This window comes from Agromyces italicus DSM 16388, from assembly GCF_000421545.1.
GTDB classification, from domain to species: domain Bacteria; phylum Actinomycetota; class Actinomycetes; order Actinomycetales; family Microbacteriaceae; genus Agromyces; species Agromyces italicus.
Genome location: NZ_ATXF01000006.1, coordinates 414,305 through 431,575, shown reverse-complemented (window position 1 = coordinate 431,575; position 17,271 = coordinate 414,305). Strand labels below are relative to the sequence as shown.

Sequence of the window (17,271 nt, the reverse complement as noted above, 5' to 3'; positions counted from 1 at the left end):
CTCTGCCGTGCCGGGTGGGCCGGCGCCGAGCCGCTCAGCCGGTGCGCTCGGCCGGTGCGCTCGGCCGGTGCGCTCAGCCGGTGCGCTCAGCCGGTGCGCTCAGCCGGTGCGCTCGAGGGTGCCGATCACGACGTCGTCGTCGCCGAGCACGGTCATCGTGTCGCCGTCGATCGTGGCCTCGTCGAGCGCCGAAAGCCAGGTGTCGACGCCCCCGCACGCCATGCGCGTCGAGGCCACATCGTCGAACTCGATGCGGCCGCCGCCCTCGTCCTCCCAGCGGCCGATGAGCCGGTTGCAGCCGTCGGTGCCCGAGAGGGTGCCGTCGGCGGCGAGCGAGAGCGACGGCACCGTGGCGTCGTTCGTATCGCCCCAGGCGCCCACCGGGCTCATCGAGACCGGAAACGGCGATGGCGTCGTCGCGGGCACGCTCGCCGGGGGCGTGTTCGAGGTGCCGGTGCTCGTGCACGCCGCAGTCAGTACGAGCGTCACGACGGCGACCGAACCTGCGAGCCCCGCGCGGGCGGAGCGCCGATCGATCGATGACGTGCTCATGGGCCGAGCGTAACCCTCCGTCCCGATGTCCGCAGCAGTCGCCCCGCGCGTCGTCAGCGATGGCCCGGCGTCGCGGTCGCCCGCGCAGCGCGGGCGAGGGCGTCGCGGCAGGCGACGACGGCCGGGCGGGCGGCCGCGGCGTGCCGCGTCGAGGTGAAGACCTCGCGCTCGGGATGCCCCGGCAGGTCGACGAGCCGGACGCTCGGCGCCTCGCCCGCCCACACGAGGTCGGGCAGCAGCCCCACCGCGTTCCCCGAGCGGATCAGCCGGATGTGGGCCATCAGGTCGGCCGTCTCGAATCGCACATCCGGTTCGAACCCCGCCTCGCGGCAGAGCTGCTCGGCCCACTCGCGCGAGGCCGTGCCCTGCGGCTCGAGCACCCACGGCATGCGGGCCGCGGCGGACAGTTCGTGCCGCGGCTCTCGAGCGGGCGATGTTGGCGGAGTCGTGCGGCGAGACACAGCCAACTTCGCCCACTCGACTGTGGAGCTCGAGGGGTGCGGGGGGAGGGCGAGCCGGATCGCGTCGGCGGCGAGGTGCACGCGATCGAGCTCGGCGCGGTGCGCGCGGGTGTGGCCGGGGTACTGCTCGGCGACGACGAGGTCGAAGTCGCGCGCCGCGACCTCGAAGAGGCCGACGTCGGGCTCGCGCTCGGTGATCTCGACGCGCAGCGCCGGGTGCTCGGCGCGCAGCAGGGTGAGCGCCTGCGGCACGACCGCGTGCGCCGCCGACTGGAAGACCGCGACGCGCACCGTGCCGCCGACGGCGGTGAGCGAGCGCGCCACCTCGGACTCGGCCTCTTCGAGCCGGTCGAGGATCGCGCGGGCGTGCTCGACGAGCACGAGAGCCTGCGGGGTGAGCTGCACACGCCGGCCGACCTGCACGAGCAGCGGCACGCCGGCCTCGCGCTCGAGCAGGCTGAGCTGCTGCGACACCGAGGAGGGGCTGTACGAGAGCGCCTCGGCGACCGCGGTGAGCGTGCCGCGCTGGCTGAGTTCGACGAGCAGCCGCAGGCGGCGGACATCGAGCATGGGGGCCTCCGTGGCATCCGCTTCACGAACGCGAAATCTTTCGGTTCTTCCGAACAGTATCCATCAGAATCATTCGCTGTACCGAATGGATGTCTCGGGCGCACACTTGATCCGACAGGCGCGCGTACCCCCGGCGTGCCCGAAGAAAAGGACACTACCCTCGTGACCATGTCGAACGCCGCCACCGATGCCCGGCCGGATACCGATCACGTCGTCGCCCTCGTGCGCCGCTGGCTCGAAGAGAGCGCGAAGTACCCCGTCGAGCCCGCCGCCGAGCGGCTCGCGGGCGTGCTGAAGGACCCGAACGGACTCGCCTTCACCGTCGGCTTCGTCGACGGGGTCATGCGCCCCGAAGACCTCGGCGTCGCCGGCCGCAACCTCGAGCAGGTCGCGAAGCTCACCCCGAAGTTCCTGCCCTGGTACCTCAGGGCCGCGATCCGCCTCGGCGGCGTCGTCGCCCCGGTGCTGCCCTGGGCGGTCATCCCGATCGCGCGCCGGGTGCTGCGCGCCATGGTCGGGCACCTCGTGCTCGACGCGACCCCCGACAAGCTCGGCCCCGCGATCGCGAAGCTGCGGCAGGGGAGCGGGCAGCAGTCGGGCAATCGCCTGAACCTGAACCTCCTCGGCGAGGCCGTGCTCGGCGAGCAGGAGGCCGACCGCCGCCTCATGGGCACCTTCGAGTTCCTCGCTCGCGACGACGTCGACTACGTCTCGATCAAGGTGTCGTCGGTCGTGAGCCAACTCTCGATGTGGTCGTTCGACGAGGCCGTCGCGAAGGTCGTCGAGAAGCTGACGCCACTCTACGAGCTCGCCGCGGCGAGCGAGGCCCGCGGGGTCTCGACGGGCTCGACCTCCGGAAAGAAGTTCATCAACCTCGACATGGAGGAGTACCGCGACCTCGACCTCACGATCGCGGTCTTCACGACCCTGCTCGACCAGCCGCAGCTGCGCGGCCTCGAGGCGGGCATCGTGCTGCAGACCTACCTGCCCGACGCGCTGGGCGCGATGCAGGAGCTCACGGCCTGGGCGACCGCGCGCCGCGCGGGCGGCGGTGCCCCCATCAAGGTGCGCGTCGTCAAGGGAGCGAACCTCGCCATGGAGCACGTCGACGCCGCCGTGCACGGCTGGCCGGTGGCGACCTTCGGCACCAAGCAGGACTCCGACACGAACTACAAGCGCGTGCTCGACTGGTCGATGACTCCCGAGCGCACGCACGCGGTGAAGCTCGGCGTCGCCGGCCACAACCTCTTCGACGTCGCCCACGCCTGGCTCACGGCACGCGAGCGCGGCGTCGAGAGCCGCGTCGAGTTCGAGATGCTGCTCGGCATGGCGACCGGCCAGGCCGAGGCGGTGCGCGGCGACGTCGGCAAGCTGCTGCTCTACACGCCGGTCGTGAACCCCTCCGAGTTCGATGTCGCGATCGCGTACCTGATCCGCCGACTCGAAGAGAACGCGAGCGACGAGAACTTCATGTCGGCCGTGTTCGAGCTCGCCGCGAACGAGCGCCTGTTCGAACGCGAGCGCGCCCGCTACGAGCGTTCGCTCGCGGTGCTGCTCGCGGAGCCGGATGCCACGGTGCCGGCCCCGAACCGCACGCAGAACCGCCGCACCGAGTGGCAGGGCGACGCGCTCGCCGCCGCGCTCGCCGCGCCCGAGGCTCCGGCGCCGGGCACCGAGCACGACGACGACGCCTCGCTCACGAGTGTCGTGCTCGGCATCACGCGCGGCTCGGGCGGTGCGGAGCTCGCCGAGCCCGCGGCATCCGGCCTCGTGCCGAGCGGTCCGGGCGTGACCCCCGGCTTCCGCAACGAACCCGACACCGACCCGGCCCTCGCCCCGAACCGCGAGTGGGGCCGCCGGATTCTCGCCCGCGTGCCCGACACGACGCTCGGCCTGGCCACCATCGAGGCCGCCCGCGTCGATGACGAGGCCGATCTCGAGCAGATCATCGCGACCGTCGCGGCCCGGGGCAAGGCCTGGGGCGAACTGCCCGGCGCCGAGCGCGCCGCCGTGCTGCACCGCGCCGGACTCGCGCTCGCCGCGAACCGCGACCGCCTGATCGAGGTGATGGCCGCCGAGACCGGCAAGACCATCGCCGAGGCCGACCCCGAGATCAGCGAGGCCATCGACTTCGCGCACTACTACGCCGAGCGCGCCCGTGAGCTCGACCATGTGCAAGGCGCTGTCTTCGTGCCGCCCCAGCTGACCGTCGTCACCCCGCCGTGGAACTTCCCCGTCGCGATCCCCGCGGGCGGCGTGCTCGCCGCGCTCGCCGCAGGCTCGGGCGTCGTCATCAAGCCCGCGAAGCTCGCCCAGCGCTCGGGCGCCGTCATGGTCGAGGCGCTGTGGGAGGCGGGCATCCCGCGCGACCTCCTCGCGCTCGTCGACATCGGCGAACGCGAGCTCGGCAGGCAGCTCGTCTCGCATCCCGCGGTCGACCGGGTCATCCTCACGGGCGCCTACGAGACGGCCGAGCTGTTCCGCTCGTTCCGCGAGGATCTGCCGCTGCTCGCCGAGACGAGCGGAAAGAACGCCATCATCGTGACACCGTCGGCCGACCTCGACCTCGCGGCCTCCGACGTCGTGAAGAGCGCTTTCGGCCACGCCGGCCAGAAGTGCTCGGCGGCCTCGCTCGTGATCCTCGTCGGCTCGGTCGCGAAGTCCGAGCGCTTCCACCGGCAGCTCGTCGACGCGGCGACCTCGCTGCGCGTCGGTTCCGCGGCCGACCCGCAGAGCCAGATGGGCCCGATCATCGAGCCCGCGAACGGCAAGCTGCTGCACGCCCTCACCCAGCTCGGCATCGGCGAGGAGTGGCTCGTCGAGCCCGAGCAGCTCGACGCGAGCGGCAGGCTCTGGTCGCCCGGCGTGCGCACGGGAGTCGCGCCCGGTTCGTACTTCCACCTCACCGAGTTCTTCGGGCCGGTGCTCGGCATCATGCACGCCCGCGACCTCGATGAGGCGATCCGCTTCCAGAACGCGGTCGACTACGGCCTCACCGCCGGCCTCCACTCGCTCGATGCGGGCGAGCTCGCGACCTGGCTCGACAAGGTCGAGGCGGGCAACCTCTACGTCAACCGCGGCATCACCGGCGCGATCGTCGAGCGGCAGCCGTTCGGCGGCTGGAAGCGGTCGGCCGTCGGCGCCGGTGCCAAGGCCGGGGGTCCGAACTACCTCTTCGGCCTCGGCGACTGGGTTCCGGCGAGCGGCAGCTCATCCTCGAAGTCGCTGCACCTGCGCGGACTCGAGCGCCGCGTCTCCGAGCTCATCGAGGCCTCGCAGTCGGCGCTCGACTACGACTCGTTCGAGGTGCTGCGCCGCTCGGCGCTCTCCGACGAGGTCGCATGGGCCGAGGAGTACGGCACCGTGAAGGACGTCTCGGGCGTCGGCGTCGAGCGCAACCTCTTCCGCTACCGCTCGCTGCCGGTCGCGGTTCGCATCGGCGAACACGCCTCGCTCGCCGAGGGCCTGCGCGTCATCGCGGCGGGACTCCTCGCGAAGTCGGCGTTCACCGTGTCGTCGGCGGTCGAACTGCCGAAGGGCGTCCACACTCTGCTCGCCGCGCGCGAGGTGAAGATCGTGCGGGAGGGCGACGCCGCCTGGCTCGGCCGGGTGGCGAAGGATGCTTCGTCGGCGCTCGTCGGCGCGAGCCGGGTGCGGCTCGTCGGGGGGGATGCGAAGGCGCTGGCTTCGGCGCTCGGCGGAACGCCCGACGTCGCGGTGTGGTCGCACCCCGTGACCCCGTCGGGCCGGGTCGAGCTGCTGCCGTTCCTGCACGAGCAGGCGATCTCGATCACGAACCACCGCTTCGGCAACCCGACGACGCTCTCGGACGGGGTGATCTGAGCGGACCCCGTGGGCGGAGGAGCGACGAAGGAGCGTCTCGAAACCCTTTCAGGCGTCATCAGTTGCAGGACGAGCGGGTCGGCACCCCCGGAATCCGGAGGTGCCTGCCGGCTCGTCCTGCATTCGTGGGCACGCCGTTCAGCCTCGGCGCCCGGGTTCAGCGCCCGCGGTTGCGACGGCGGATGCCCCGGGGTGCCCGCCCACCGACGAACGACCGGGCCGAATCGACGACGAAACCCTGCCGCAGCGCCTCGCGCCCGATGAGCATGCGGAAGCCCATCTCGTCGCGGTTCGTGAGGGTCACCTCGGCGGTGACGGTGCGCTCCTGCAGCACGAGGTCGAGGAGCACGACCATCCGCTCCTCGGAGTGGCCCGAGGAGCTGCGCACCTGACGGCGGTCGTGCACGGGCAGTTCGACGACGACGGCGTCGTCGTCGCTCTCCTGCCAGGGGCGGATGCCGAAACGCACGCGGCCGAGCGACGCCCCCGCCGAGTCATCCGAATCGTCGGGAAGTTCTTCGACGTCGAAGGCGTGCAACGACGAGGTGCGCGCCCCGGTGTCGAGTTTCGCCTTGATCCAGGGCACCCCGGCGTCCGGCAGGCTCACCCATTCTCGCCACCCGGCGATGGTGCTTGAATGGGATTCCTCGTTCACTCGACCATCTTGGCAGGGCTCACCCGATGAAACTCGCGATCCTCTCGCGCGCGCCGCAGGCGTACTCGACCCAGCGACTGCGCGCCGCCGCGCAGCAGCGGGGTCACCAGGTGAAGGTGCTCAACACCCTGCGTTTCGCGATCGATCTCTCGGGGCCCGAGCCCGACCTTCAGTTCCGCGGCCGCCCGCTCTCCGACTACGACGCGATCCTGCCGCGCATCGGCAACTCGATCACGTACTTCGGAACGGCCGTGGTGCGCCAGTTCGAGCAGATGGACGTCTATACGCCCAACACCGCGAACGGCATCTCGAACGCCCGCGACAAGCTGCGCGCCAACCAGATCCTCTCGCGCCACAACATCGCGCTGCCGCCGACCGCGTTCGTGCGCAACCGTGCCGACGTGCGACCTGCGATCGAACAGGTCGGCGGTGCGCCCGTCGTCATCAAGCTGCTCGAGGGCACCCAGGGCATCGGCGTGATCCTCGCGCCGCAGGTGAAGGTCGCCGAGGCGATCATCGAGACGCTGCACTCGACGAAGCAGAACGTGCTCATCCAGAGGTTCATCGCCGAGAGCCGTGGCCGAGACATCCGCGCCCTCGTCGTCGGCGACCGCGTCGTCGCCGCGATGCGCCGCGTCGCGAGCGGCGACGAGTTCCGCTCGAACGTGCACCGCGGCGGCAGCGTCGAGGCCGTCGAACTCTCGCCCGAGTACGAGCTCGCGGCGGTGCGCTCGGCGCAGATCATGGGACTCAAGGTCGCCGGGGTCGACATGCTCGAGGGCAACGACGGTCCGCTGGTGATGGAGGTCAACTCCTCGCCCGGCCTCCAGGGCATCGAGACGGCCACGAACCTCGACATCGCGGGCGCGATCATCGACTACATCGCGAACCAGGTCGCGTTCCCCGAGATCGACGTCCGCCAGCGGCTCACCGTCTCGACCGGGTACGGCGTGGCCGAGCTGCTCGTGCACGGCAACGCCGACCTCGTCGGCAAGACGCTCGGCGAATCGGGCCTGTGGGAGCGCGACATCACGGTGCTCACGCTGCACCGCGGCACGAACGTGATCCCGAACCCGCGCAAGGGCGTCGTGCTCGAGGCCGACGACCGGCTGCTCTGCTTCGGCAGGCTGGAGGAGATGCGCTCGATGATCCCCGAGCGTCGTCGCCGCCGGGCGAAGGTGCGAAAGCTCCCGAAGCAGCCGCTCCAGCAGAACGAGTAGCGCCTTTCGGGTTTACAGGACAAATCGGGCTGCACAGGTCGGCTTCTGCGCTCAACCGTCCTGCAAATCGGCCGATGTCCTGTAAACCCCCCCCCGGGGGGTCAGTGGCTCCGGAGCGCGGTGGTCACGATGTCGAGGGCGGATGCCTCGGCTCCGAGTCTGCGCGCGAGCGCCGCGTAGTCGGCGGCGGCGAGTTGGAGGGCTCGCTCGGCCGGGTCGCCGTGCTCGGCCACGAAGGTGCCGTTGCGGCCGCGCCCCTCGATGACCCCGTCGGCTTCGAGCGCCTTGTACGCCTTCGCGACGGTGTTCACCGCGAGCCCGAGCACCTCGGCGAGGGCCCGGACGGTCGGCAGCTTCGAGCCGGGCGCGAGCCTTCCGTCGGCGACCGCGGCGACGACGGCGCCGTGCAGCTGCTCGTAGGGGGCGGGCGCCGCGCTCGCGTCGATCGAGAGGCCGAGGCTCGAGGCATCCATGTCGGAGTCGCGGGCGTCAGTCGCGGTTGCGGTTCACGAGGCGCGACAGCACGATCGCACTGCGCGTGTGATCGACGTTCGGGGCGATGCGCACCCGCTCGAGGGCGTCTTCGAGCGAGGCGATGTCGCGCGCGCGGATCTGCACGATCGCGTCGGCGCTGCCGGTGACGGTGCCCGCGTAGACGACCTCGGGCACGTCCTGGAGGATGCGCTTGAGCTCGTCGGGCGCGACGGTGCCCCGGCAGAACAGCTCGACGTACGCCTCGGTCGACATGCCGTCGACCGTGGGGTCGACCTGGATCGTGAACGAGCGGATGACGCCGTCGGCGACGAGCCGGTCGACGCGGCGCTTGACCGCCGAGGCGCTGAGCCCGACGGACGACCCGATGTCGCCGTACCCGGCCCGGGAGTTCTGCCGGAGCAGGTCGAGGATGGCGCGATCGAGGTTGTCCATGGTGGGAGTGTACGCGGGTTCTTTGCGCCGTGACCTCTGATTACGGCGGATTCGTGCGGAGCGCGCGGTGTCAGTCGGTTGCCGAGAGGGTGGCGCGCCGCGCGCGCAGGCCGTCGAGGAGCGCGGCGATGCCGAGCTCGAACGCGGCGATCGCGCTGGTGGACTCCTCGTAGCGCGGGTCGAGCGCGGCATGCGCCCGCTCGAGCTCGGCGGGCACCGAGGCCTGGTCGAGCATGTCGCTCGGGGCCACGATGTCGAGCGCCGAGCCGAGCACGTGCGCCTCGACCGTACGCATCACGGCGACCGCGTCACCGTGGGGCCAGCCGCCGTCGATGAGCGCGCCGATGACGACGTCGTAGATCACGAAGGTCGAGACGTCGCGGATCGGGGTCGTCGCGAGCAGCCGGATGAGGTTCGGGTGGGCGGCGAAGACCGTGAGGTACGAACGCGCCCAGGCCTCGAGCGCGACGTCCCACGAGTTCTCGGCGAACGGCGAGGTGTCGATGCCCTCGACGATGCGGGCGCGCACGAGTTCGATGAGCTCGTCGCGACTGCCGACGTGGTTGTAGAGCGAGGAGACCTGCCGGTTCACGCGCTTCGCGAGGGTGCGCATGGTGAGCGCGTCACTGCCCTGCGTGTCGACGAGGTCGAGGGCGACGCGCACGAGTTGCTCGCGATTCACCGTCGACATGGATTCCCCTCGACTCTTCCGTCAGCTCTGCGGAGAGTGTAACCTCTCACCACTGATACGAACAGTGTTCGTATGAACATTGTTCGTACGGCGCTCGGCTCACGAAGGCAACGGTGCATGACGACACTCCACTTCTCCGGCGGAACCATCTGGCGCGGCGCGGGAGCGCCCACGGCGCGGTCGCTCCTCGTCCAGGCGGGGGTGATCGTCGCGTTCGATGACGAGGCGGATGCCACGGCCGACGCGGCACGCGAGACGGAGCACGTCGAGTCGGTCGACCTCGAGGGCGGATTCCTCATGCCCTCGTTCGGCGACGGCCACGCCCACCCGCTGTTCGGCGGGCTCGAAGCCGAAGGCCCGGCGGTGCGTGACTGCGCGACCGTCGACGAGATCGTCACCGCCGTCGCCGAGTTCGCCGCCGCGAACCCCGAGGTCGAGTGGATCATCGGCGCCTCCTACGACCCCAGCCTCGTCGAGGAGGGACTCTTCGACGCGCACTGGCTCGACGCGGCCGTCGCCGATCGCCCGGTCGTGCTGCGCGCCTACGACTATCACACGGTGTGGGTGAACTCGCGGGCGCTCGAGCTCGCCGGCATCGACGCCCAGACCCCCGAGCCCGAGCTCGGTCAGATCATGCGCCGTGCCGACGGCAGCCCGCTCGGCACCCTGCGCGAGTGGGGGGCCGTCGACCTCGTCCTCGACGCCGCCTCGGTCAGGCCCGCCGAGGAGCGCATGCGTGCCCTGCGACGGGCGGGGGAGTACTACCTCGAGCGGGGCGTCACCTGGGTGCAGGATGCCTGGGTCGAGCCCGGCGACGTCGACAGCTACCTCGACGCGGCGGAACGCGGCATCCTGCCCGTGCGATTCAACCTCGCGCTCTACGCCGACCCCCGGCACTTCGCCGCTCAGCTGCCGGTCATGCGCGAGTCGCGCCGCCGCGTCGACGCGCTCGGGTCGCCGATGCTCACCGCGAACACCGTGAAGTTCTTCGCCGACGGGGTCATCGAGTCCGAGACCGGCGCGCTGCTCGAGCCGTACTGCACGGGGCTCCACGACCACGGCGAACGCGGCCGCGGCATGACGGTCTGGGAGGGCGACTCGCTCCGCGACGCCGTGCTCGCCGTCGATGCCGCCGGCTTCCAGGTGCACATCCACGCGATCGGCGACGCCGCCGTGCGCCAGGCCCTCGACGCCGTCGAGCGCGCGATCGACGCGAACGGACCGCGCGACCGGCGTCCGGTGATCGCGCACGCCCAGCTCGTCGACGAGGTCGACCTCGGCCGCTTCGCCGGGCTCGGCGTGGTCGCGTGCATGCAGCCGCTCTGGGCGCAGCTCGACCCGCTGATGACCGTGCTCACCGTGCCCCGCCTCGGGCGGGAGCGCGCCGACCGCCAGTACCGCCTCCGCACGATCGACGCCTCGGGCGCCGTGCTCTCGTTCGGCTCGGACTGGCCCGTCAGCTCGGGCGCCCCGCTCGACGGCCTCGCGGTCGCCGTCTCGCGCCGAACGAGTGCGGGCGACCCCGAGGGCGGGTGGACGCCGGAGGAGATCCTGCCGGTCGAACGCGCGCTCGCTGCGTACTCGACGGCCGTCGCCCACCAGGCGTTCGCCGACGAGGCATCCACCCCATGGGGTCGCATCGAACCCGGTGCGAGCGCCGACCTCGTCCACCTCGCGCGCGACCCGCGCGACGTCCCCGCCGGCGAGCTGGCCGGCATCGCCGTCCTCGCCACCTATCTCGCAGGAACCCCCCATCTCGCAGGAAGCCCCCGATACCGCGCCGCAACGTAGCCGCGCGCCACGAAAGGACCCCCGTCATGTCCCAGCCCGCTCCCCAACCGCTCATCTCGCCCACCTCGGCGACCGCCCAGGTCACCGAGGGCCGCTTCAAACGGGTGCTCGGCACCCCGTCGCTCGTGCTGTTCGGCCTCGTCTACATGGTGCCGCTCACCGTGTTCACGACCTACGGCATCGTCACCCAGCTCACCGGCGGGCGGGTGCCCGTCGCCTACCTGATCACGCTCGTCGCAATGGTGTTCACGGCCCGCTCGTACGCGCGGATGTCGGTCGCCTACCCGTACGCGGGCTCGGCCTACGTGTACACGCAGCGCAGCTTCGGCGGCGCCGTCGGCTTCCTCTCGGGGTGGGCGCTGCTGCTCGACTACCTGTTCCTGCCGATGATCAACTACCTCGTCGTCGGCATCTATCTGAACGCCACCTTCCCCGCCGTGCCTGCGTGGGTGTTCGTCGTCGGGGCGATCGCGCTCGTCACCGTGCTCAACATCGTGGGCATCGCCTCGGTGAACCGCACGAACATCGTGATCATCGCGATGCAGGCGATCTTCATCGTGGTGTTCCTCGTGCTCGCGTTCGGCGGAGCGGCGGGCAACGGCGTCGACCCGCTGCTGCCGTTCACCGGCGACGGCTCGGCCTCGGGAATCGGGGTGCTGTTCGCCGGCGCCGCGATCCTGTGCCTCTCGTTCCTCGGGTTCGATGCCGTGTCGACGCTCGCCGAGGAGGCGAAGGACTCCACGCGCACCGTGCCGCGGGCGATCATGATCACGACCCTCGCGGCGGGCGTCATCTTCATCGTGATCTCCTACGCCTCGCAGCTCGTCTTCCCCTCGAACGAGTTCACCGACGTCGACTCGGCTGGCCTCGACGTCGTGGCGGCCGCAGGCGGCGAATGGCTCTCGGCGCTGTTCATCGCCGGCTACGTCGCCGGCGCGACCGGTTCGGCGCTCACCTCGCAGGCCTCGGTCGCACGAATCCTCTTCGCGATGGGCCGCGACGGCGTGCTGCCGCGCGCGGTCTTCGGGCACCTCAGCAAGCGCTTCGGCACCCCGGTCGTCGCGATCCTCGTGGTGTCGGCGCTCTCGATGCTCGCTCTCGTGCTCGATCTGCTGCTGCTCACCGAGATGGTCAGCTTCGGCGCGCTCATCGCCTTCTCGGTCGTCAACCTCTCGGTGATCAAGCACTACTTCGTCGACGGCCGCGCGCGCTCGGGCGTCGCCGCGCTGAACAACCTCGTGCTGCCCCTCATCGGCTTCGGGCTGACGGTCTGGCTCTGGACGAGCCTGTCGGGTCGCACCTTCGCCATCGGCCTCTCGTGGCTCCTCGTCGGCGTGATCATCCTCGCGATCGCGACGAAGGGGTTCCGTCGTCCGACGCCGATGCTCGACCTGAAGGAGTGACCCGGCGACCCGGGTGCACGCCCGGTGCGTCATAGGCTGGAGCGCATGCCCTACGACGACCGTGTGCGCCTCGGCGTGCAGCTCCAGCCCGAACACGCCCTCTACCCGGGCATCCGCGACGCGGTGCTCCGGCTCGAGGAGCTCGGCGCCGACCTCGTCTTCAACTGGGATCACTTCTTCCCGCTGCACGGCGACCCCGACGGCCGCCACTTCGAAGCGTGGACGATGCTCGGCGCCTGGGCCGAGCAGACCGAGCGCATCGAGTTCGGCACGCTCGTCAACTGCAACTCGTACCGCAACGCCGATCTCCAGGCCGACATGGCCCGCACGCTCGACCACATCTCGGCGAAGGGCACGGGCGTCGGGCGGTTCGTGTTCGGCACCGGCGCCGGCTGGTTCGAGCGCGACTACGTCGAGTACGGCTACGAGTTCGGCACCCGCGGCTCGCGCCTGGACGACCTCGGCCGGGCGCTGCCCCGCATCGAGGCGCGCTGGGCGAAGCTCAACCCGGCGCCGACGCGGCGCATCCCCGTGATGATCGGCGGCAAGGGCGAGCTGAAGACCCTTCGGCTCGTCGCGAAGCACGCCGACATCTGGCACTCCTTCGTCGCGCCCGACGAGATCGCGCACAAGCTCGACGTACTGCGTCGCTGGGGCGACGAGGTCGGCCGGGATGTCTCGGAGATCACCGTCTCGAACGAGCTCGACCGGCACGGGGTCGATCTCGAGCACGCCGACGCGCTCTACGACGCGGGCGTGCGGTTGTTCACCGTGGGGGTCGACGGGCCCGATTACGACCTCGGGCCGGTGAAGCGCTGGCTCGCGTGGCGCGACGCACGCAACGGCTGAGCGCGGGCGACGCGGTGACGCGGCGAGGCGCCGACCGATGTTCCGGCCGGCGCCTCGCCCCACCCTCTCCCGCCCGCGCGTGTCACACGGGTCGGTCCGACAGGGGGAGTGATCTCTCGCTCATCGCTCGGCGGTGAGGGCGAACAGGTGCGCCGCGACGCTCGGAGCGCCGCTCGGCTTCGCGAACGCGACCGACGCGACCGTCTTCTCCGGGTCGATCGCCACCTCGTATCGGTACATCTTCGTCACTGCGTCGGCCTTCGACCCCCATGCGTACCGATGCGCCGTCGTGAACACCGCGGGGTCGCCGCCGGTCATCCAGTCTGCGACGGTGACCGATTCATCCGTGGTGGTGCCGTCGGCATACGTCACGGTGACCGTGCTGGTACCCGGCCCGTCGGCCGCGGCGGCGAGGAGGTGCAGTCGCCGGTACTGGCCCGGCGGCAGGTCCACCGCCTGGCCGTTCAGATTGAGGTTGTTGTTCACGCCGTTCTCCCCGGAGGGCCAGAGGAATCGCACCTTCTCGTACATCAACTCGCCGGGAGCCGGGATCTCGTCGGCGGGATACGCGACCGGGGCGCTGCCGAAGCTGCCGTCGTTCGGGGCGTCGGCGGTGGCGATGGAGTCGAAGTCGTAGGGCAGGGTCACCGGAACCGACTCGCCGACGATCGCGAGGTCGGTGGAGGCGGTGAACTCGCCCTGCTTGCGTGGCTTCGCGGTCACCTCGATGGCAGCGGACCCCGGCGAGGCGGTCGCGGGGACGTCGACGTCGATCGTGAACGTCGTGCGCGTGTGCGGCGGGAGGGCGTCGAACGAGTGCACGACGGGCTCGCCGAACGGCACGTCGATCGACAGGGTTCCCGCGTTGACCTTCTGGTCGCCCCGGTTGGCGAGCGTGACGGTGACCTGCGCGGTTTCGCCCACCGCGGCGGCGTCCGCCTGCATCTCGACGCCGAGCAGCGTGGCCGTCTCCGCGTCATAGCCCTTCGATGCGATGCGGAAGGTGTACGCATACGGCTGGGCGCCCCTCGTGCCCTGGGTCGTGATCTCGAGCAGCCCGTCGGCTCGCTTCGTCCACTTGAGCGGCTTGTCCTGACCGAGCAGCGTGATGGTGTCACCCCGCTCGATCGGGACGTCGGCGCTCAACGTCAGTTTCTCCCCGGGCCAATCCAGGGCGGTCGCGTAGAACGCCTCGGGCTGCGTGGTGAAGCGGACCGGGACGGTTGCGCCGGCGTCCTCCGCCTGGGTCCAGTAGCGGGAGCCGTAGATCGCCTCGCCGTTGACGTCCAGCCAGTCGCCGAGGGCGCGTACGCGCGACGCCTGAAGCTCGGGCACCGTTCCGTCGGCCTTCGGGCCGATGTTCAGCAGGAGGTTTCCGTTCTTCGAGACGACATCGACGAAACTGTCGACGAGACCATCGGGAGTGAGCGTCTGCGCGACGCCCTCTTGCGCGTTGTACCCGTACGACTGGCCGAGGCCGCGACTCGCCTCCCACTTGGATGCCTTGATGTCGGGTTCGACGGAATACTCCGGGGTGCTGTAGTCGGAGACGTTGTTGCCGCAGCGATCGTTGATCGTGACGTCCTTCCGCCCCGCCGCGTTGTTGAAGTAGTAGGCCATGAAGTCGTTGCTGTCGTTGACCCCGCCGATGTCGCACCACATGATGTCGGGGTCGTACTTGTCGACCAGCTCCTTCATCTGGGGCAGTTGGAAGTCCTTGACGTAGTCGTCGACGGGGAGGTACCCGGTGTACGGAACCTCCTCCTGGGTGAACGGATTGCGCGGCGCGCCGCTGCCGAACCACCCGCCCCACTGGACGGGTGACGCCGGATTGTGCCACTCGGGGAGCGAGAAGTAGACGCCCTCCTTGAGTCCGTAGTCGCCGGCACGGTTGGCGGCCGAAAGTTCGCCGACGAAATCGCGCTTCGGGCCGTACTCGACGGTGCTCCGGTCGCTGACATCGGTGTCGTAGAGCGCGATGCCATCGTGATGCTTCGCCGTCAGCACGTAGTACTTGCCGCCGCCTCGCTCGAACAGGTCGAGCCAGGCGTTCGGGTCCCACGACTCCGCCTTCCATTCACGCAGGAAGTCGTCGTACGCGAAGTCACGGCCGTAGGTCTTCTCGTGGTACTTCTGCGTCGAACTGCCGGCGGTGTTCATCTGCGCCCAGTACCACTCGGAGTACTTGTTCTCCGTGCCGGTGAGCGGCGCGTACGCCGGGACGGAGTACGCCCCCCAGTGGACGAAGAATCCGAGCTTCGCGTCGTCGAACCACTGCGGCGCAGAGTGGCCTGAGAGCGACTCCTTCGTCGGCTCGTAGGCGTCGGCATCGGTCGCGGGGGCCGCGGGGGCCGCGGGGGCCGCAGCGGCGGCGGCGGCGCCGAACAGCATCACGCTCGTGGTGGCGGCCGCGGCGACGATGCCGCGCCATGTTCGTTTCATCATGAGTCGAAGTCTGAAAGATCAGATGTTCTATTGTCAAGAGAAAACCGGTCGAGTGTCAGGGATCGGTTCAGATCCGCTCTCTTCCGTCAAAAGCGAGCGCCTGGGTGGGGCGCATGTCGGCTGGGCAAGGAGCAGAACATCAGATGTACTCGGGCAGGATGCCGCGGCGGACCGTATCGAGTTGCCTGCGGCCTCGATACGGTCCGACGCGATGCTTCAGTCAGCCGACGACGGCAGCTCGGAGCCGAACTCGAGTGCTTCCACCAGTGGCCGCACCGTTGCCGTGAACGCGTCGTCGACGAAGTAGTCCTTCAGTCGATCGTCCTTCAGCTCGTTGCCGATCGCGGCCATGATCATCGACTGGTCGAGGCTCAGGTAGCGTTCGGCGATCGTGCCGCTGCCGACGGCGACCGAATCGTAGAACCCGCCCGGGCCGTAGGCGCCGAGGTCGCGCTCGAGCCCGGCGAGGTTGTCGAGCACCTCGCGCTTCGCATAGGGCAGTGCGAGGAACGCGGCGTGCGGGGTGACCACGCCGTCGCCGAAGTCGGGCGTCGGGTTCGTCGCCTCGCGGCATCCCTCGTAGCCGCCGTCGACGTTCGTGCGCTCGACGTCGCTCGCGTACCCGTCTGAGCTGATGCCGATCGCCTCGACACCGTACTCGCGGTACTCCGCGAACGGGTCGGAGGCCGGCGAGAAGCCCCAGTAGCCGTACTCGGCCTCGTCGAGCCCGTGCTCGATCTGGGCGCGCACGGTCGCGGGGTGGTTGACCGCCCACGAGTCGGCGCCCCAGTCGGACTCGGGCACGAACAGGTCGGGCATGAGCGCTTCGAACATGCTGCCGCCCCACGCGGGCACGAGCTTCATGCCGCGGTACTCGTAGACGCTCTCGTACACGGGCACGCCGAGATACTCGCGCATCTCACCGCTCGGCTTCTGCTCCTGCCAGGCCCAGTCGCAGCCCCGGTCGGGCATCGTGCGGAGCGTGCCGTAGTACCCCTCGGCGGGGATCTGCCCGTTGGCGATGCCGAGGTAGGTCGCGATGCGCGACTCACTCACGGTCGTGTCGTAGTGATGGCAGGTGTAGAAGACGTCGGGCCCGTCGTCGCCGTAGTTGCCGGGCACCGAGCAGCCCGCAGGGGCCTCGACCCAGAAGCCACCGCGGTTGATGCCGACGTCCGGGCGCGCCTCGAGGTCGTGGAACCATCCGAAGTCCATGCTCTCGTAGAGAGCGGATGCCTCGTCGGCGAGTTTCGGTTCGGCGGATGCCACGACGCGAAGCGCGGCCGCCAGCCAGCCGTTGTCGACGGTCGAGAGGAAGGGGTCCACCGCGCTGCCGCTCGAGGGCCAGGTCGTGAGCTTCGAGCCGTCGGCCGGCGAGTACCAGTTGTAGTACATGCCGCTCGGCTCATGGCGCTCCATCGTCGCGAGGGAGTCGAGCGTCAGGGACATCCGCTGGCGCGCCTCCTTGCGGGTGATGAGGTGCAGGTCTCGCGCGACCACTGTCGACCAGAGGTACCCGCCGATGTTCGTCGGGCTCGTGTACCCGCTCGCGGCGGTGAGGTCGCCCTCGATGTTGTCGGCGACCAGCCCGGTGTCGGGGTCGGTCATCGCGGTGAGCGAGGCCCAGGTGTCTGACGCGTAGCGCTTGAGCGTGTCGTCGTCGGCCTTGCTTCCGCGGTTTCCCGCGAATGCGGCGGTCGGCGGCACGAGCAGTGCCGCCGTCAACGCGACGCCGATCAGCGCGCGGAGACTCGATCGCATGGTGACTCCTTCGTCATGGTTCCCGGCGGGAACGCGTGCGGCGAGTATGACACGAATACCTAACGTGCGAAAGGTTTTGATCGACCGTGTTCGGCGTCGTGCG

The 17,271-nt window shown here is 70.2% G+C and carries 13 protein-coding genes; 5 read left to right on the top strand and 8 right to left on the bottom strand.

The window, feature by feature from the left end; genetic code table 11:
- Nucleotides 1–99: 99 nt before the first annotated feature.
- Nucleotides 100–552 (bottom strand): META domain-containing protein, encoded by a 453-nt coding sequence (locus H516_RS22715; protein ID WP_245561785.1) that lies wholly within the window; start codon nucleotides 550–552, stop codon nucleotides 100–102.
- 53 nt (nucleotides 553–605) lie between these two features.
- Nucleotides 606–1,583 (bottom strand): LysR family transcriptional regulator, encoded by a 978-nt coding sequence (locus H516_RS0110015; RefSeq protein WP_022889585.1) that lies wholly within the window; start codon nucleotides 1,581–1,583, stop codon nucleotides 606–608.
- Between the two features lie 168 nt (nucleotides 1,584–1,751).
- On the opposite strand from H516_RS0110015, the gene H516_RS0110010 reads away from it, so the two are divergent.
- Entirely contained in the window at nucleotides 1,752–5,426 is a 3,675-nt protein-coding gene (locus H516_RS0110010; protein WP_022889584.1) for a proline dehydrogenase family protein, read from the top strand.
- Between the two features lie 157 nt (nucleotides 5,427–5,583).
- Here H516_RS0110010 and H516_RS0110005 read toward each other — a convergent pair whose 3' ends face one another.
- Nucleotides 5,584–6,081: an ATP-dependent zinc protease family protein gene (locus tag H516_RS0110005; protein ID WP_026378647.1), complete on the bottom strand. Its 498-nt coding sequence runs from the start codon at nucleotides 6,079–6,081 to the stop codon at nucleotides 5,584–5,586.
- Nucleotides 6,082–6,107: 26 nt separating this feature from the next.
- On the opposite strand from H516_RS0110005, the gene H516_RS0110000 reads away from it, so the two are divergent.
- Complete coding sequence (locus tag H516_RS0110000) at nucleotides 6,108–7,301, top strand: RimK family alpha-L-glutamate ligase (protein ID WP_022889582.1); 1,194 nt, start codon at nucleotides 6,108–6,110, stop codon at nucleotides 7,299–7,301.
- 101 nt (nucleotides 7,302–7,402) lie between these two features.
- Here H516_RS0110000 and H516_RS0109995 read toward each other — a convergent pair whose 3' ends face one another.
- The 3 genes from H516_RS0109995 to H516_RS19495 all read right to left on the bottom strand — a co-directional run bounded on the left by H516_RS0109995 (nucleotide 7,403) and on the right by H516_RS19495 (nucleotide 8,919).
- Entirely contained in the window at nucleotides 7,403–7,774 is a 372-nt protein-coding gene (locus tag H516_RS0109995; RefSeq protein ID WP_022889581.1) for a GntR family transcriptional regulator, read from the bottom strand.
- A 16-nt stretch (nucleotides 7,775–7,790) separates the two neighbouring features.
- Nucleotides 7,791–8,228, bottom strand: a complete 438-nt coding sequence (locus tag H516_RS0109990; protein ID WP_022889580.1) for an Lrp/AsnC family transcriptional regulator — start codon at nucleotides 8,226–8,228, stop codon at nucleotides 7,791–7,793.
- Nucleotides 8,229–8,298: 70 nt separating this feature from the next.
- The gene (locus H516_RS19495) at nucleotides 8,299–8,919 is read right to left on the bottom strand and encodes a TetR/AcrR family transcriptional regulator (RefSeq protein ID WP_022889579.1); all 621 of its coding nucleotides are present in this window, start codon (nucleotides 8,917–8,919) and stop codon (nucleotides 8,299–8,301) included.
- A 117-nt stretch (nucleotides 8,920–9,036) separates the two neighbouring features.
- Here H516_RS19495 and H516_RS0109980 point away from each other — a divergent pair, with 117 nt between their 5' ends.
- The 3 genes from H516_RS0109980 to H516_RS0109970 are packed head-to-tail and all read left to right on the top strand — an operon-like array spanning nucleotide 9,037 to nucleotide 12,962.
- On the top strand, nucleotides 9,037–10,710 hold the full coding sequence (locus H516_RS0109980) for an amidohydrolase (RefSeq protein ID WP_022889578.1): 1,674 nt from the start codon (nucleotides 9,037–9,039) through the stop codon (nucleotides 10,708–10,710).
- Nucleotides 10,711–10,736: 26 nt separating this feature from the next.
- Nucleotides 10,737–12,113, top strand: a complete 1,377-nt coding sequence (locus tag H516_RS0109975) for an APC family permease (protein ID WP_022889577.1) — start codon at nucleotides 10,737–10,739, stop codon at nucleotides 12,111–12,113.
- A 45-nt stretch (nucleotides 12,114–12,158) separates the two neighbouring features.
- Entirely contained in the window at nucleotides 12,159–12,962 is an 804-nt protein-coding gene (locus H516_RS0109970) for an LLM class F420-dependent oxidoreductase (RefSeq protein ID WP_022889576.1), read from the top strand.
- A 120-nt stretch (nucleotides 12,963–13,082) separates the two neighbouring features.
- Here H516_RS0109970 and H516_RS21340 read toward each other — a convergent pair whose 3' ends face one another.
- Entirely contained in the window at nucleotides 13,083–15,407 is a 2,325-nt protein-coding gene (locus H516_RS21340) for an alpha-L-fucosidase (RefSeq protein WP_022889575.1), read from the bottom strand.
- Between the two features lie 216 nt (nucleotides 15,408–15,623).
- Complete coding sequence (locus H516_RS0109960) at nucleotides 15,624–17,168, bottom strand: glucoamylase family protein (protein ID WP_022889574.1); 1,545 nt, start codon at nucleotides 17,166–17,168, stop codon at nucleotides 15,624–15,626.
- Between the last annotated feature and the right edge of the window lie 103 nt (nucleotides 17,169–17,271).

What these genes read in the sequence shown, in the direction of transcription:
- H516_RS0109975 (WP_022889577.1), top strand. Translation starts at nt 10,737, where the DNA reads ATGTCCCAGCCCGCTCCCCAACCGCTCATCTCGCCCACCTCGGCGACC.
- H516_RS0109970 (WP_022889576.1), top strand. Translation starts at nt 12,159, where the DNA reads ATGCCCTACGACGACCGTGTGCGCCTCGGCGTGCAGCTCCAGCCCGAA.
- H516_RS22715 (WP_245561785.1), bottom strand. Translation starts at nt 552, where the DNA reads ATGAGCACGTCATCGATCGATCGGCGCTCCGCCCGCGCGGGGCTCGCA.
- H516_RS0109990 (WP_022889580.1), bottom strand. Translation starts at nt 8,228, where the DNA reads ATGGACAACCTCGATCGCGCCATCCTCGACCTGCTCCGGCAGAACTCC.
- H516_RS21340 (WP_022889575.1), bottom strand. Translation starts at nt 15,407, where the DNA reads ATGATGAAACGAACATGGCGCGGCATCGTCGCCGCGGCCGCCACCACG.
- H516_RS0109960 (WP_022889574.1), bottom strand. Translation starts at nt 17,168, where the DNA reads ATGCGATCGAGTCTCCGCGCGCTGATCGGCGTCGCGTTGACGGCGGCA.
- H516_RS0109980 (WP_022889578.1), top strand. Translation starts at nt 9,037, where the DNA reads ATGACGACACTCCACTTCTCCGGCGGAACCATCTGGCGCGGCGCGGGA.
- H516_RS0109995 (WP_022889581.1), bottom strand. Translation starts at nt 7,774, where the DNA reads ATGGATGCCTCGAGCCTCGGCCTCTCGATCGACGCGAGCGCGGCGCCC.
- H516_RS0110000 (WP_022889582.1), top strand. Translation starts at nt 6,108, where the DNA reads ATGAAACTCGCGATCCTCTCGCGCGCGCCGCAGGCGTACTCGACCCAG.
- H516_RS0110015 (WP_022889585.1), bottom strand. Translation starts at nt 1,583, where the DNA reads ATGCTCGATGTCCGCCGCCTGCGGCTGCTCGTCGAACTCAGCCAGCGC.
- H516_RS19495 (WP_022889579.1), bottom strand. Translation starts at nt 8,919, where the DNA reads ATGTCGACGGTGAATCGCGAGCAACTCGTGCGCGTCGCCCTCGACCTC.
- H516_RS0110010 (WP_022889584.1), top strand. Translation starts at nt 1,752, where the DNA reads ATGTCGAACGCCGCCACCGATGCCCGGCCGGATACCGATCACGTCGTC.